This is a genomic window from Hymenobacter endophyticus (assembly GCF_032464715.1).
Taxonomy (GTDB): Bacteria; Bacteroidota; Bacteroidia; order Cytophagales; family Hymenobacteraceae; genus Hymenobacter; species Hymenobacter endophyticus.
On sequence record NZ_JAWDJT010000002.1, the window covers coordinates 484,055 to 498,592 of the forward strand.

The following is a 14,538-nucleotide window of genomic DNA, read 5'->3' on the forward strand; positions in this document are numbered from 1 at the left end:
AAAGCAACTTTCGCAAGCTCAACGGCTGCGACCGGGCCGGCAGTGGCTTCGTATGTAGATCTTTCCTGTACCCTCTGGCTCTTGCACCTCTTCCTTATGAACCTGCTGAAAAACGGCCTCGCGGCCCTGCTCCTGGTATCGTTAGCCTCCTGCTCGGAGCGCCGCCCCGCCGAGGCCCAGGCCGAAACCGGCCCGCTCACCCGCTCCACCGCCGCCCCCGCTCCGGCCAACACCGCCGGCCTGGCCGTGGCCACCTTTGCGGGGGGCTGCTTCTGGGCCACGGAGGAGGTATTTGAGGAGCTGCGGGGCGTGAAGGCGGCCGTATCGGGGTACAGCGGGGGCACGGTGCCCAACCCTTCCTACGAGGAGGTGGGCACCGAGCGAACCGGCCATGCCGAAGCCGTGCAGGTGTACTACGACCCCAAGCAAATCAGCTACCAGCAGCTGGCTGAGGTGTTCTTCAAAGCCGCCCACGACCCCACCACGCCCAACCGCCAGGGCCCCGACCTGGGTCCGCAGTACCGCTCGGCGGTGTTCTACCGCACCCCCCAGGAGAAAAAGGTACTCGATGAAACCATCGGCCGCGTGAATGCCAGCCGGCAGTACGGCAGCCCCGTGGTTACGCAGGTGCAGCCGTTCCGGCAGTTCTGGCCCGCCGAGGGCTACCACCAGGGCTACCTGCGCCTGCATCCCCGCGAGAGTTACATCCAGAACATATCCATGGTAAAGGTGGAAAAGGTGCGCCACACCTTCCCCCAGCTGCTGAAAAAGCCGCTGTAAAGGGGTTGGATAAGCAACCGGCTAACCGGAAGAACGTCATGCTGAGCTTGTCGAAGCATCTCTACCGATTCGTTGAATGGCGCTGACGAAGCGGTAGAGATGCTTCGACAAGCTCAGCATGACGTTCTTCTTTAATCAAACCCTTCTTCACCACAAATTTTTTCTCGCTTCGGAACTTTTCTCCGAAAACTGGCACCCGGTTTGCAAAACGCTTAACCACCTACTTCTGGCCAGAAGCTGAACCTCTTGCCCGCCCCGGCTGCCGCCGGCGCGGCGGGCTTGCCTTATCCGGTTATCCTTCAATTTCTGCCCGCCATGAAAAAGCTTCTACCCTTCCTGCTGCTCCTCTGCCTGGCCGCCTGCGCCCCCCGGGTGTACACCGCCCGCGACTTTAAGCAGCAGGTGCAGCCCCGCCACCGCACGGTGGCCATCCTCCCCTTCAACGTGCACATCAAGCCCGCTCCCCCGCTGCTGGGCCAGGGGCGGCGCCCCAGCCAGCAGGCCCTGGCCGAGCAGGAGTACCAGACCGGCCTGGCCGTGCAGAACAATGTGTTCAGTTGGCTGCTGCACCGCTCCGGCAAGCGGGGCGGCTACTCCGTGGAGTTTCAGGATGTGGCCCGCACCAACGCGCTGCTGCAACAGGCCGGCCTCAGCTACGAGGACGTGCAGACCCACCCCCGCGAGGAGCTTGCCCGGCTGTTGGGCGTGGATGCCGTGGTAACCGGGCAGCTGCTGCTCAACAAGCCACTGCCCCTGGCCGCCGCCGTGGCCATCAACGTGCTTACGCCCTTTTATGCCATTTCCGATGAGGTAACGGCCTCCATGAGCCTGCACGACCAGCAGGCAGGCCGCCTGCTCTGGAAATACGACTGCCAGCTCCAGGGCGGCGGGGGCCTCACCGACAACGCCCAGAACCTGACCAACGCCCTCATGCGCAACGCCGCCAAACGCTTCCCCTACCAGCGCCGGGGTTGAGTACAGCCCGCATCTGCCCCCTTGTGAGCCGCCGCAGTCTGCCCCGCGCAGGTTGCGGCGGCTTTTTTTTGCTTCCTGCCTACCCTGAAACTCTGAACCTGCTGCGTGTGCAGAATAACCAGCTCTACGATGTGCCCGGCCGCACCCAGAGCCCCTACCGCACCCGCACCGCTGTGGCCGTGGCTCCTACCGAGGCGGTTGCCTTTCTGCGCCCGGCCGCGTAGCTTGGCCCTACCGTCCTGCTACCTATCCTATTGCTACCCCGCTGCGGCGGGCCTGTCTCATCTTTCTTACCCCTTTATCCCGTTTCGCCCCGTGAAACTCACTCGCCCGCCCCTCTACCTGGCCCTGGCCCTGCTCACGCAGTGCAGCAGCTGCAAAGAGGGCGACCCCGCCCCCGACCCACTACCCGAGCTGCCCCCCGCCACTCAGACCTGAGCCCGCACTTTCGGCTGTTTGGTCAACGGCAAGCCGTACGTTGCAAAGGGTATAAATCAAACTGGTGGAGACTGGTTTACACTTAATAAACTGTCAATCGGCGCTGACATGAGTAGTCAAGGGTAGAAGTTGACACTCAGTTTGCTGCTATCAGATACTGTTTCTTTCGGCATATTGACGACTACCTATAAAATACTGTCAATAACGCAGATATTTCCGCCACCTCAAAGGGTAGGATTTACTGTCCGAGCTAACACAGACAGGTGCTCCTACGATGGAGTCAACATCCGCACGGGCACGCTGACGCTGACGCGCTACGACCCGGTGGCCCGCATTGCGGCCGGCCGCTTCGCCTTCACGCTCTACGAGCCCGGCTGCGATACGCTGCGCGTCACCGACGGACGCTTTGACGTCCAGTTCTAGAGTTAGCCGAAGGAACGTGGCCGTTTTAGGCGTTGGCTTCTTACATTGGCGGGCTGCACGCTATAACCCATTCATGCCCGCACCCACGCTTTCCTCCAAGCTGCCCGACGTGGGCACCAGTATCTTTTCGGTGATGACCCAGCTGGCCCAGGAGGCCGGGGCCATCAACCTGGCCCAGGGGTTTCCCGACTACGACCCGCCCCGGCCCCTGCTGGAGGCCCTGGCCCGCCACGTACTCACGCCCGGCCACCAGCAGTACGCCCCCATGCCCGGCCTGCCCCGCCTGCGCGAGGCCATTGCCGCCAAAACCGCCCGCCTCTACGGCCACCTGCCCGATGCTGCCACCGACATAACCGTGACCAGCGGCGCCACCGAGGCGCTGTACGCCGTACTGGCCGCCGTGGTGCACCCGGGAGATGAGGTGCTGATTCTGGAGCCGGCCTATGATTTGTACGGTCCCGCCGTGCGCCTGCAGGGCGGCGTGCCAGTGTACGTGCCCCTGAGCCTGCCCGATTTCCGGCCCGACTGGGACCGGGTGGCCGCCGCCCTCACGCCCCGCACCCGCCTGCTCATGATCAACTCGCCCCACAACCCCACCGGGGCCGTGCTGACAGACGACGACCTGGATACCCTGGCCGCCTTGCTGCGCGACACCGATACCCTGCTGCTCAGCGACGAGGTGTACGAGCACATGGTGTTTGATGGCGTGCCCCACCGCAGCGTAACCGCCCACCCCGAGCTGCGGGAGCGGGCCTTCGTGCTGTCCTCGTTCGGCAAAACCTACCACGCCACCGGCTGGAAGGTGGGCTACTGCCTGGCCCCGCCAGCCCTGAGTGCGGAGCTGCGGCGGGTACACCAGTTCGTGACCTTTAGCGTGAGCACGCCCACCCAGCACGCCCTGGCCGACGTGCTGCCCCTCACCGGGCTCTACGACGAACTGCACGCGTTTTACCAGCAGAAGCGCGACCTGTTCCGGGAGCTGCTGGCCGGCACGGGGCTGCGCCTGCTGCAGGTAGCGGGCGGCTACTTCCAGGTGGCCGATTTCAGCACCCTGGCCCCGGAGCTGACCGATGAGCAGTTTGCCCGCCGCCTCACCCAGGAAACCGGCGTGGCCGTGGTGCCCCTCTCGGCCTTCTACCACCACCGCCACGACGATAAGCTGGTACGCTTTTGCTTTGCTAAACAGGAAGAAACGCTGCGGGCGGCGGCCAGGCGGCTGCGGGCAGAAAGATGAAAACAGGAACTGCAGATACCTCATTTCGCCCTGCGCTTGCGAAGGTCCTTATTACCATTCGGCTAGCCTCTAACAACTTATCTACGCGTACTAAGGCCCTTTGCAAGCTCAAGCGTACCCCATTCTAGCGCAGGGTCGCACCCAGGGAATGCCAACCGGGCTACGTTCATTTAGACGGCCCGCAACCCATTCATTATGTAAATATTACTTTGCAGAATAGCATATTATTCTTATACTTCCTTACTGTTCTTCCCTTAAACGCCTGTTGCCGTGTCTGATTTAACCGTTTCTTTTGTGCAGGCCGCCCTACACTGGCACGACCCCGCGGCCAACCGCCAGGAAATGAGTCGTCACATAGATGAAATTTCGATTCCGACGGACCTGATTGTACTGCCGGAAATGTTCACCACGGGTTTCAGCATGGAAGCCGCTGCCCTGGCCGAGCCCATGCACGGACCCACGCTGGAGTGGATGCAGCTGGTAGCCGAGGCGCGGGACGCCGTAGTGACGGGCAGCCTCATTGTGGAGGACGAGGGCCGCTATTATAACCGCCTGCTGTGGGTGCGCCCCGATGGCGCGGTGAGCTTCTACAACAAGCGCCATTTGTTTACCATGGCCGGGGAGCACCACGTGTACACGGCTGGTACCCAGCGGCTGCTGGAAGAATGGCGCGGCTGGCGCATCTGCCCGCTAGTGTGCTACGACTTGCGCTTCCCGGTGTGGAGCCGCAACCCGCAGGAGCAGCCCTACGACCTGCTGCTGTACACGGCCAACTGGCCCGCCGCCCGCCGCACCGCCTGGGTAACCCTGTTACGGGCCCGCGCCATCGAAAACCTGGCCTACACCATGGGCGTGAACTGCGTAGGCGTAGATGGCAACGGCCTGGCCTACACCGGCGACTCGGCCCTGCTGGATATGCGCGGCGAGTACCTGGTGGAAGTGGGCAACCAGGAAACCAGCATTACCCGCACCCTACGCCGCGACGAGCTAACCGCCTTTCGGGAACGGTTTCCGGCCCTGGAGGACGGTGACGCTTTTGAGCTACGCAGCCTGGTACCGAGCCGCTAGAACGTCTGTACACATACACAAGAAGCGCCCCTCGATTTTGGCCGAGGGGCGCTTCTCATATAAGTAGTCTGAGTTCTACTTCACCTCCAGCCGCTTCACCACTGTTTCGCCGGTGAGGGCCTGGCAGCGAAGTAAGTAAATTCCGGCAGGCAGGCCCGCTACGGCTACTCGGTGGGTACGGGCGGCCAAGGTGGTAGGGCGAACCAGTCGGCCTGCTAAATCCAGCACCGTAACGCGTACAGGCTGGGGGGCCTCCACCGTAGCCGTAAACGTGGCCGGGTTGGGGTAGACCTGCAACGACAGCCCAACACTGGCAACTGGGCTGGACGTTACCGTGCGGCTACGGACGCCAAAGCTGGCTACCCCGCCACTTTCCAGGCCCAGAAACAGTTCGGGCACACCGTCCCCGTTCACATCGGCGGCGGCGGGAGCGTAGTGAAATTTGTTGGCCGAGCCCCATTGTCCGGCTTGAAACTGGGTAGTGAGGGAGTTGTAGAAAATATCGGTGCGGCCCAGGAAGGCGCCCGCCTGCGTGCGTACATCAGAGAAAAACCGGATGTCGCCGGCGGCATCGGCCGTAAGCAGGTCGGGGCGGCCGTCCCCGTCGAAGTCTGCCACCACCGGGCTCAGGTTGCTGGGCCGGCCGCCATTGCCCGTTCGGAGCTGCCCAAAGTCATTGTCCTGCACGCTAAAAGTCTGGCTGAGGTCGGAGGTGCCGGTGTTGCGGTAGTAGCGCAGCGCCTGGCCCGGCAGGCTCAGGGAGTTGGCATTGGTACCCAGCAGCATATCCACCAGCCCGTCGCCGTTGATATCGGCAAAGGCCGGCATATCAAACGCGCGCTGGGGCATGTTGGCAAAGGTGCGCGCCGAGTTCAGATTAAATGCCAGCGCCCGACCGGCCGGAGCCGTGTTCAGCACGTAGCTGATGGGGTTATCGGCGGAGGTGTAGGCGAAACCGGAGTACACCAGGTCAAGAGCTCCGTCCCGGTTCAAATCTACCAGCACGGGCTTCACAAAGGCCAGCTTCCGGCTCATCAACCCCAGATAATCTGGGGTAATAAGCTGAAATACCGGCGCTGAGCTAGTACCCACGTTGCGGTAGTAGCTCAGGCCGGCCCGGTAGAAGCCCCGGGCATTGTTGCGGCTCACGCCCCCCACCAGCATATCCACCAGCCCGTCGCCGTCCACATCCCCGAAGGCGGGGGCAGCCAGCTCACTCACGTCCAGCATATCGCGCTGCAGAAAGTCGTTTTGCTCCCGCACCAGGTTGGGCGCAGCCGCCGTACCCGCGTTGCGGTACAGCAGCACCGACTGCCGGGTTTCCACGGTATCCACGTTGTCGTAGAGGTTGGGTGCAATTACCAGGTCGGGGCGGCCATCAAAGGTCACGTCCACGGGGTAGGCAGCCGGAAAGTTGGGCAGCAGAGCCCGGGCCGTGCTAAACGGTGCATTGGCATTGAGCCCGGCCGCCGTGAAGCGGGCCGTTTGGGCCGTGCCTTCATTGCGAATGGCCGTTAGCTCGGAGCAATTGTCACGGCCAGTCAGCAGGTCCTTGTCTCCGTCCCCGTCCAGGTCGAACAAGGCAATGTTGTAGCCCCCGGTGTGCTGAGGCCGCGGCTGGGGGCGGCACAAATCAGGGGCAAACGTGAACCCGTTGCACCCCGCCAGGCAGGCCATGATACCGCCCCAATAGCCGGTAGCCTCGCGCAGCTCCAGCCCCCCGCAGCCGCTGGCCGTCACGTTGCGGTAGTAGTAAATGGAGGGTGAAGTGGCCGCAAAATCGTAGGTGAGCACGTCGAGGCGGCCGTCGCCGTCCACATCCTCAATGGCGGGCGTGTTGTAGCCCCCGGTAGCAATATTGATGGGGCCGCCGGCATCATTGTAGCTGAGCTGTACGGTAACCAGCCGGAAAGAAGCCCGACCCTGGGCATCGGCCACATTGCGAAACACCCGAATGTTGCTGCCCGAAGCGTCGGCCGTAAACAGGTCGGGGCGGTTGTCACAGTCGTAGTCGCGCAGCAGCGCCCAGCCCGTCAGATCTGGCGGAAACAGGGCCGCGTACTCCGGGGCAAACTGCCAGGCCCGCCCGGTGGCAGTAGCCACGCTCAAAAACGGCAGCACCCGGTTGGTAGCCCGGTCGAACACGAACAGGTCGGGCTGCTGGTCGGTGTTCAGGTCGAGGTTGGAAAACTGGGGCGAGTTGAGGCCGCCCGCCCAGGCATTGCGCAGCGTCTCGGTACCTTGCACTACTTTTGCTACCTCCCGAAACTCAAACCCGAACGGGGCGGTGCCCTGGGCTTGCGCCAGCAGGGCGGTTCCGCCAAACACCGTCGTCAATACTCCGTGTACTACTAGTTTACGCATCAAGTAAGCGACGTCAGCCGTTGGGGTTCAGTTCCTATTGCCTTCAAATTACGCACAAAACAGTATGGTAGATATTGCGGCGCTTTACACCCGGTATCGGGAGGCCTCGGCCGTCAGCACCGACTCGCGGCAACCCCAAAACGGCACGCTGTTCTTCGCCCTGAATGGGCCCACCTTTCGGGGCCGCGACTTTGCCCCCCAGGCCCTGGCTGCCGGGGCCCGCTACGCCGTGGTGGATGATGAAGAGCTGGCTGCCCAGCACCCCGACCGCTACACCTTCGCCCCCGACCCACTGGTGGCCCTGCAGGAGCTAGCCCAGTATCACCGCCGCCAGCTGATACTGCCGGTACTGGCCATTACGGGCTCCAACGGCAAAACCACCACCAAGGAACTGGTACACGCCGTGCTGAGCCGCCGCTACCGCGTGCAGTACACCCAGGGTAACCTCAATAACCACATCGGCGTGCCCCTTACGCTGCTCAGCATCCGGCCCGGTGAGCATGAGCTGGCCATTGTGGAAATGGGGGCCAACCACCAGGGCGAAATTGATTTGCTGTGCCGCCTGGCCGAGCCCACGCATGGGCTTATCACCAACATTGGCAAAGCCCACCTGGAGGGTTTTGGCGGGGTGGAAGGCATTGTAAAAGGCAAGGGCGAAATGTTCCGCTATCTGGCCCAGGTAGGCGGCACGGCCTTCGTAAACACCCTGGATGCCCACCTGCCCGGCATGGCTACCGAGGTGGCTGAGCGCATCACCTACCCCGGCTCCACAGATACTTACCCGGCCGAACTCCGTGCCACCTCGCCCAAAGTAACGTTCCGGCTGTTTGATGGCAGCCTGGCAGAAGCCCAGATTACCGGCGGCTACAACTTCCCCAACCTAGCCGCTGCCGCCGCTGTAGGAGCTTACTTTTCAGTATCTACCGAAGACATTGCCAAGGCCCTGACCGAGTACGCTCCCACCAACAACCGCTCCCAGCTTGTGCGTACGGCCCACAATGAGGTGCTGCTGGACGCCTACAACGCTAACCCCAGCAGTATGGCCGCAGCCCTGCACAGCTTCGCGGCCCGGCCCGGCACGCCCGAGCAAAAAGTGGTAATTCTGGGTGATATGTTCGAGTTGGGATCTGAAAGCACGGCGGAGCACTGGGCCCTGGGCGGCTTGCTCCGGGAGCAGCCCTTGGGCACGGTGGTACTCATCGGGAAGGAAATGCAGCAGGCTGCTGCCGCTCACGCGGGCTTTCACTACTTCCCCACCAAACCCGAAGCTGCCGCCTGGCTCCGCAGCCAGCGCCTGCAAAACTGCCAGGTGCTCATCAAAGGCTCCCGCGGCATGGGCCTGGAAACGTTGCTAGAGCTGGTGTGAGGTGAAATTGTGAAAGGTGAAGTTGCGAAGAAGAGGACGTATTGGTCTGCGCCCTCTTCTTCGCAACTTCACCTTTCACAATTTTACCTATTAAAACGGACTATCCAGTTCAGCCAAGGTGGGCTGAATCTGGTCTTTGGCCGAAATAGTGGGGTTTTCAACGCCCCACTGGATATTCAGCACCGGGTCGTTCCAAGACAGTCCCCCTTCAGCCTGCGGGGCATAATAGTTGGTGCACTTGTAGAGGAAAAGCGTGTTGTCCTCCAGGGCCGTAAAGCCGTGCGCGAAGCCCACGGGCACGTACAGCATGTTGAAGCGCTCCGAATCCAGCACTACCGAAACGTGTTGCCCGTAGGTGGGCGAGTCGCGGCGGATATCGACTACCACATCAAGGGCGCGGCCAGCAGCCACGCGCACCAGCTTGGCTTGGGCGTAGGGTGGCTTCTGGAAATGCAGCCCCCGCACCACTCCCCGGTCAGAGCGCGACTGGTTGTCCTGCACCCAATCACCTACAATACCGGCGGCCTCCATCTTCTGGGCGCTGAACGACTCGAAGAATGCTCCGCGAGCATCACCAAACACCCGGGGCTGGATTTCCACCACGCCCGGTACATCAAAATACGTAAATTCCATAAAGTAACAGCTGGAGACAAAGCGGCAACCGCACCGCAAGGTAGGCAGATTTACCGGCGTGTAGTCGGCTGAGTGGTTACGTCGCGCACAACATTCAGGTACTTGGTAAGCACTAGTTGCTCATCGAACTTGGTTTCGGCGAGGCGGCGGCCCGCGCGGCCCATTTGCTCCAACTCGGGAGTAGACAGGCGCACGATACGAAGCATTTTTTCGGCTAGGTCCTGGGCATTGCGCACCTCGCAGAGGAGGCCGTTCTGGCCGTCCACCACGGTTTCGCGGCAGCCGGGCACGTTGGTGGTTACAATGGGTTTGCCCATGGCAGCAGCTTCGAGCAAGGTTTTGGGCGTGCCTTCCCGGTAGGAGGGCAGCACCACGCAGTCGGCCCGCCGGATCTGGGCCGCCACGTCGTCGGAGGTGCCCAGGTACTCCACGTTGTCGGCCTGCAGCCACTGCTCAAATACGCTACGTTTCACGCCCACGCCCCCGCTTTCGTCTACACCACCCAGCAGCTGCACCCGCGTGCCCGGTACGGCCTCGCGCACCAGTCGGGCGGCCTCAAAGTACTCTTCTACGCCTTTCTCGTACAGCACCCGGGCAATCATCAGAAACACGAAGGGCTCCTGCCGCTGGTAGGCAGGATCAGGCCGGAAGCGGTGAATATCCACCCCGGAGCCCGGCAGCAAATCGGTAATGTGCGGGTCCACCAGGCCGTTTTGCAGGAACAATTGCCGGTCGTCGTCGTTCTGAAAAAAAACACGTTTGGGAAACCGGAAGGCAAAGCGGTACAAACCCAGCGCCACCTTGCTCACCATGTTTTTCACGATAAACACGGTACCCAGGCCCGAGACGTTGTTGACGCTGGGAATACCAGCCATACGAGCGGCAATAGTTCCGTAGATGTTGGGTTTGATGGTGTACTGCAGCACTACATCGGGCCGTTCCCGGCGGTAAATTTGGTAGAAGCGGCGGGTAAGGGCAGCATCTTTCACTGGGTTGGTGCCCTTGTTTTCCATCAGAATAGGCACGAAGCGGCAGCCTAGCTCGGTTTCCAGCCGCTCAGAATAGGCATCGGGGGGGGCAATGGCCAGTACCTCGTGGCCAGCAGCCTGCAGGGCTTTTACCAAGCTCCGACGGAAATTCCAGATGTTCCAGCTGGTATTAATAACAATGGCAACGCGCATGCGGGGCGGGGCTCTAAGGAAAAGGGGAACCGGCCGAAAAGCCGGACGGGCCCGCAAAGATACGGGCCTCCCAACGGCCCTTTACGCTTCCGCCTCGTTTTTGGCGGGCGGGCGGCTGGCATACTGTATTTTTGCCTCTCCCAGTTTTACGTTAATCACCCGCTCGTTTGTCTACTCCCGTTTTGCTCTTGCGCCTGCACGCCGTTGTGGTGCTGGTAACGTTCGTGTTCTTCGGCTGTAAGCTGCTGTTGCTGCTCACAGGCCGCCGGGAAATGCTGGGCCACCTACGCGCCCGTACCCGCTGGGCCGACAGTGTGTTGGTGGGAGTGGTTTTGCTGAGCGGCGTGAGTGTGTGGGCCACTTCGCCTTCCCTGGACGCGTTTTCTTTGGCGTTGCAGTTGGGTGTACTGGCTCTTTTGCTGGTTTGTGTGTGGGCACTACGCCGGGAAAGGTCCTCCCTAGCCTTGGGCAGCCTATTAGCCACCTTCGCGTTAACTGGCTTCTTAGTTTACCCAATGGTTTACCCAATGCGTACTGCCCACCAGCCGCAAGCCACTATCCTATCTGCCCCTCCCGGCAAGGCCGAAGCTACCGCTACCCCCGATGCTGCTGCCCCCGTGGATACGGCCGCCATATCTCCCGCCGACTTAGCCACTATCAACTCAGCGCAGCTAGCCGCACAGGACAGCGCCACTGCTCAACCGGCCACGCCGGTTTTGGCGGCCGGGAAAGTGCTCTACACCCAAAACTGCGCCGTGTGCCACGGAGCCGATGGGCGGCTGGGCCTTAACGGAGCCCGCGACCTGACCAAAAGCAACCTCAACGACGCGGGCCGTGTGTACCAGGTAACCCACGGCAGCATCAGCAAGAAGATGCCGGCATTCCAAGGCAAGCTCACCGACGAGCAAATCCGGCAGGTAGTGGAGTATTCGCTCACGCTCCGGTAAACAGGCTACCTACAGCGCGCCGGAGCTACTGAAAGGTAGCTGCCGGCCGGTAGTGCGACTTGCATCGGACGCTCCAGCGCCGGGGCTGGAACTCAACATATCAACTCTCCTACCTTTACCGTATGAACCACTCGAAAGCCTGCCGCCCGGCGGGCTTTCGTTTTCCCTTTCGCTCCCTCCCGCTATGGCCAAAGAATCTAAACCCCGCCAAAACAGCACGCGTCATCACGGCAATTTTGATACCGTGAAAGGCCGGGCCGGCCGCATCCTGGCCAAAGGCAACAAAGACGCCACCTACGACACCACCTCGGAGACTGAAACCGCCGTGTTAGTAGCTGTGCCCGAAAAGCGCCAGCTGAACGCCCGCACCCAGGAGTACCTGGATGAGCTGGCCTTTCTGGCCGAAACGGCCGGCGCCACCGTTACCAAGCGTTTCGTGCAGCGCCTCGACAAACCCGATATCCGCACGTTTGTGGGGGAGGGAAAGTTAGAGGAAATCAAAGCCTACGTGCAGCACAGCGGGGCCAGCATGGTTATCTTCGACGATGACCTCTCACCCTCCCAGCTCCGTAACCTGGAGGCTGAGCTGAAGGTCAAGATTGTGGACCGCAGCCTGCTCATCATTGATATTTTCGCCAGCCGGGCCAAATCGGCTACGGCCCAGACGCAGGTGGAGCTGGCCCAGTACCAATACCTGCTGCCCCGCCTCACTGGCCTCTGGACTCACCTGGATAAGCAGCGTGGCGGGGGCGTGGCCCAGCGGGGGCCCGGTGAAACCGAAATTGAGACGGACCGCCGCGTAGTGCGCGACCGGATAACCTTTCTCAAAGAGCGCCTCAAGGACCTGGACAAGCAAAGCCAGACCCAACGCAAATCCCGCACCGGCATGGTGCGCGTGGCTTTGGTAGGCTACACTAACGTGGGCAAAAGCACCATCATGAACCTGCTGAGCCGGGCCGAGGTGTTTGCCGAAAACAAGCTATTCGCCACCGTGGACTCTACCGTACGCAAGGTGGTGCTGGATACGGTGCCCTTTCTGCTGTCCGATACTGTAGGGTTTATCCGCAAGCTGCCCACCCGCCTCATCGAGAGTTTTAAAAGCACCCTAGATGAAATCCGGGAAGCCGATTTGCTAGTGCACGTGGTGGACATTTCCCACCCTTCGTTTGAGGAGCACATTGCCGTGGTGAATGAAACCCTCAAGGACATTCAGGCGGCCGATAAGCCCATGCTATTGGTGTTCAATAAAATTGACCAGTACAACCCCGAAGCGGAGGCCGAGCACCACGGCGGCTTTGAGGGTATGAACTCAGAAGACGAGGATACTGAGGAGCAAGGAGTGGCTTCCCGCCCGTCGCTGGAGCAGCTGAAAGCTACCTACATGGCCAAACTCCACGACCCGGTCATCTTTATTTCGGCCACTGACCGGGAGAACATTGACGAGCTGCGCGACCTGCTGGTTCGCAAAGTGAAAGCCCTGTACCCCGCCGACCGTTTTGCCGACTATTCCGTCGTTGAGGAAGATGAGTAGTTGTTTGCGTCTACAGTATTGAGTGAGAGAAGTCTGGCTATAGCCAGACTTTTTTTGTGCCTTTTCTTTTCTCACATCCAACCTCCTGGTTCGACATTCGTAGATGTGGCCATGTTTTATTGAAAAGTTCTCAAAAAAACATATCTTTCACCTCCCACTCATTCAAAATATCACACAACTACTGCGTACATGAAAAAAACCTTTTACTCCCTCTCCCTTGGGTTGGCCTGCCTAGCTTCCATTTCGGCTTCTGCTCAAACCGGCCAGCGTGCTATCCTGCCCGCCAACGGCCAGCTTCCCACGAAAGTAGCCAACCGGGGATGCGCTGCCATGGAAGTGCTGGATGCCCAGCTGGCCGCTAACCCAGGTTTGGCCCAGCGCCTGTCGGCCATTGAGGCCCAAACGGCTCGTTACGCAGCCAACCCCGTAGCCATGCGCACCACGGCCGCCGTTACTATTCCGGTAGTTGTGCACGTACTATACCGCACCAGCACCGAGAATGTAAGTGACGCCCAAGTACAGGCCCAGATTGATGTTCTGAACCAAGACTTCGCTAAAACCAATACCGATGCTTCGCTGATTCCGGCAGCATTTGCCGGCTTGGCCGCCAATACCAACGTGCAATTTGCTTTGGCCAAGCGTACGCCTACCGGCGGCGCCACCAACGGCATCATCCATAAAGTAACCAAAGTAACTTCCTGGAGCAGCAATGACGCGGTAAAGAACTCCAAGCGCGGCGGCGACGATGCCTGGGATGCCACCAAGTATCTGAACATTTGGGTGTGTAACCTGGGCCAGGGCCTGCTGGGCTACGCCCAGTTTCCCGGCGGCTCAACCACCACCGATGGCGTGGTAGTGCTGTACTCCTCTTTGCCCGGCGGCTCGGCAGCTCCGTATAATAAAGGCCGCACCGCCACGCACGAAGTGGGCCACTATCTGAACCTGCGCCACATCTGGGGTGATGCCAGCTGCGGCAACGACCTGGTGAGCGACACGCCCACCCAGCAAACCAGCAACTACGGCTGCCCCACTTTCCCGAAGGTAACCTGCTCCAACGGCCCGAATGGTGACATGTTCATGAACTACATGGACTACACCGATGATGCCTGCATGTATATGTTCTCCAACGGGCAGTCCTCGCGCATGAACGCCCTGTTCGCCACCGGCGGCGCCCGCGTGGGCCTGGCTACTTCCAACGGGGCTACTGCTCCGCTGACCGTTGCAGCCACCAGCCTGACGCTGTACCCCAACCCCGCCACCGATCAGCTGAACATCCGCACGGCTATGGATACCCCAGCCAGCAACTGGACAGCTAAAGTGTACGACCTGCGTGGCTTCGAGATGAAGCAGACCCGCACTTCGGCCAGCGGCACCCTCGACGTATCGGCCCTGCCCACCGGCTTCTACCAGGTTGTTCTGACGGATGGGGTGAACGTGCAGCACCAGCGTTTCCAGAAGCAATAATCCGCTTCCGATTACCTTCTGAACTCCCCGGCCTGACCTGTCAGGCCGGGGAGTTTTGTTTTGTCATATCACTAACAAATTCATAATTAAATCAACTTTTCTTGCAGTATCATTTTACCTGACAGGTATTAATT

13 protein-coding genes are annotated in these 14,538 nt (G+C 60.9%); 10 read left to right on the forward strand and 3 right to left on the reverse strand.

Going from position 1 to position 14,538, the window contains the following annotated elements; genetic code table 11:
• Window positions 1–96: 96 nt before the first annotated feature.
• The 6 genes from msrA (at window position 97) to ROI90_RS04475 (ending at window position 4,918) form a co-directional block, all read left to right on the forward strand.
• Complete coding sequence (msrA, locus tag ROI90_RS04450) at window positions 97–780, forward strand: peptide-methionine (S)-S-oxide reductase MsrA (RefSeq protein ID WP_315997127.1); 684 nt, start codon at window positions 97–99, stop codon at window positions 778–780.
• Between the two features lie 315 nt (window positions 781–1,095).
• Window positions 1,096–1,755: a hypothetical protein gene (locus ROI90_RS04455; RefSeq protein WP_315997128.1), complete on the forward strand. Its 660-nt coding sequence runs from the start codon at window positions 1,096–1,098 to the stop codon at window positions 1,753–1,755.
• 315 nt (window positions 1,756–2,070) lie between these two features.
• Complete coding sequence (locus ROI90_RS04460; protein ID WP_315997129.1) at window positions 2,071–2,193, forward strand: hypothetical protein; 123 nt, start codon at window positions 2,071–2,073, stop codon at window positions 2,191–2,193.
• A 174-nt stretch (window positions 2,194–2,367) separates the two neighbouring features.
• Window positions 2,368–2,616, forward strand: coding sequence for a hypothetical protein (locus ROI90_RS04465; RefSeq protein WP_315997130.1), 249 nt, complete (start codon window positions 2,368–2,370; stop codon window positions 2,614–2,616).
• A gap of 73 nt (window positions 2,617–2,689) precedes the next feature.
• On the forward strand, window positions 2,690–3,850 hold the full coding sequence (locus ROI90_RS04470; RefSeq protein WP_315997131.1) for a methionine aminotransferase: 1,161 nt from the start codon (window positions 2,690–2,692) through the stop codon (window positions 3,848–3,850).
• Between the two features lie 270 nt (window positions 3,851–4,120).
• Window positions 4,121–4,918: an amidohydrolase gene (locus ROI90_RS04475; protein ID WP_315997132.1), complete on the forward strand. Its 798-nt coding sequence runs from the start codon at window positions 4,121–4,123 to the stop codon at window positions 4,916–4,918.
• 75 nt (window positions 4,919–4,993) lie between these two features.
• Here ROI90_RS04475 and ROI90_RS04480 read toward each other — a convergent pair whose 3' ends face one another.
• Window positions 4,994–7,282 (reverse strand): T9SS type A sorting domain-containing protein, encoded by a 2,289-nt coding sequence (locus ROI90_RS04480; RefSeq protein WP_315997133.1) that lies wholly within the window; start codon window positions 7,280–7,282, stop codon window positions 4,994–4,996.
• Between the two features lie 64 nt (window positions 7,283–7,346).
• On the opposite strand from ROI90_RS04480, the gene ROI90_RS04485 reads away from it, so the two are divergent.
• Window positions 7,347–8,648, forward strand: coding sequence for a UDP-N-acetylmuramoyl-tripeptide--D-alanyl-D-alanine ligase (locus ROI90_RS04485; RefSeq protein ID WP_315997134.1), 1,302 nt, complete (start codon window positions 7,347–7,349; stop codon window positions 8,646–8,648).
• Window positions 8,649–8,738: 90 nt separating this feature from the next.
• On the opposite strand, the gene rfbC is transcribed toward ROI90_RS04485, so the two are convergent.
• Together rfbC and ROI90_RS04495 are read right to left on the reverse strand one after the other, a co-directional pair.
• Window positions 8,739–9,281, reverse strand: coding sequence for a dTDP-4-dehydrorhamnose 3,5-epimerase (rfbC, locus tag ROI90_RS04490; protein ID WP_315997135.1), 543 nt, complete (start codon window positions 9,279–9,281; stop codon window positions 8,739–8,741).
• A gap of 50 nt (window positions 9,282–9,331) precedes the next feature.
• The gene (locus tag ROI90_RS04495) at window positions 9,332–10,462 is read right to left on the reverse strand and encodes a glycosyltransferase family 4 protein (protein WP_315997136.1); all 1,131 of its coding nucleotides are present in this window, start codon (window positions 10,460–10,462) and stop codon (window positions 9,332–9,334) included.
• Between the two features lie 167 nt (window positions 10,463–10,629).
• Here ROI90_RS04495 and ROI90_RS04500 point away from each other — a divergent pair, with 167 nt between their 5' ends.
• From ROI90_RS04500 to ROI90_RS04510, 3 genes are all read left to right on the forward strand, one after another.
• Entirely contained in the window at window positions 10,630–11,409 is a 780-nt protein-coding gene (locus ROI90_RS04500) for a c-type cytochrome (protein ID WP_315997137.1), read from the forward strand.
• Window positions 11,410–11,593: 184 nt separating this feature from the next.
• Window positions 11,594–12,940, forward strand: a complete 1,347-nt coding sequence (hflX, locus tag ROI90_RS04505) for a GTPase HflX (protein WP_315997138.1) — start codon at window positions 11,594–11,596, stop codon at window positions 12,938–12,940.
• A gap of 189 nt (window positions 12,941–13,129) precedes the next feature.
• Window positions 13,130–14,404 carry a M43 family zinc metalloprotease gene (locus tag ROI90_RS04510; RefSeq protein WP_315997139.1) on the forward strand — a complete coding sequence of 425 codons (1,275 nt, stop codon included), beginning with the start codon at window positions 13,130–13,132 and terminating at the stop codon, window positions 14,402–14,404.
• The last annotated feature ends 134 nt before the right edge of the window (window positions 14,405–14,538 follow it).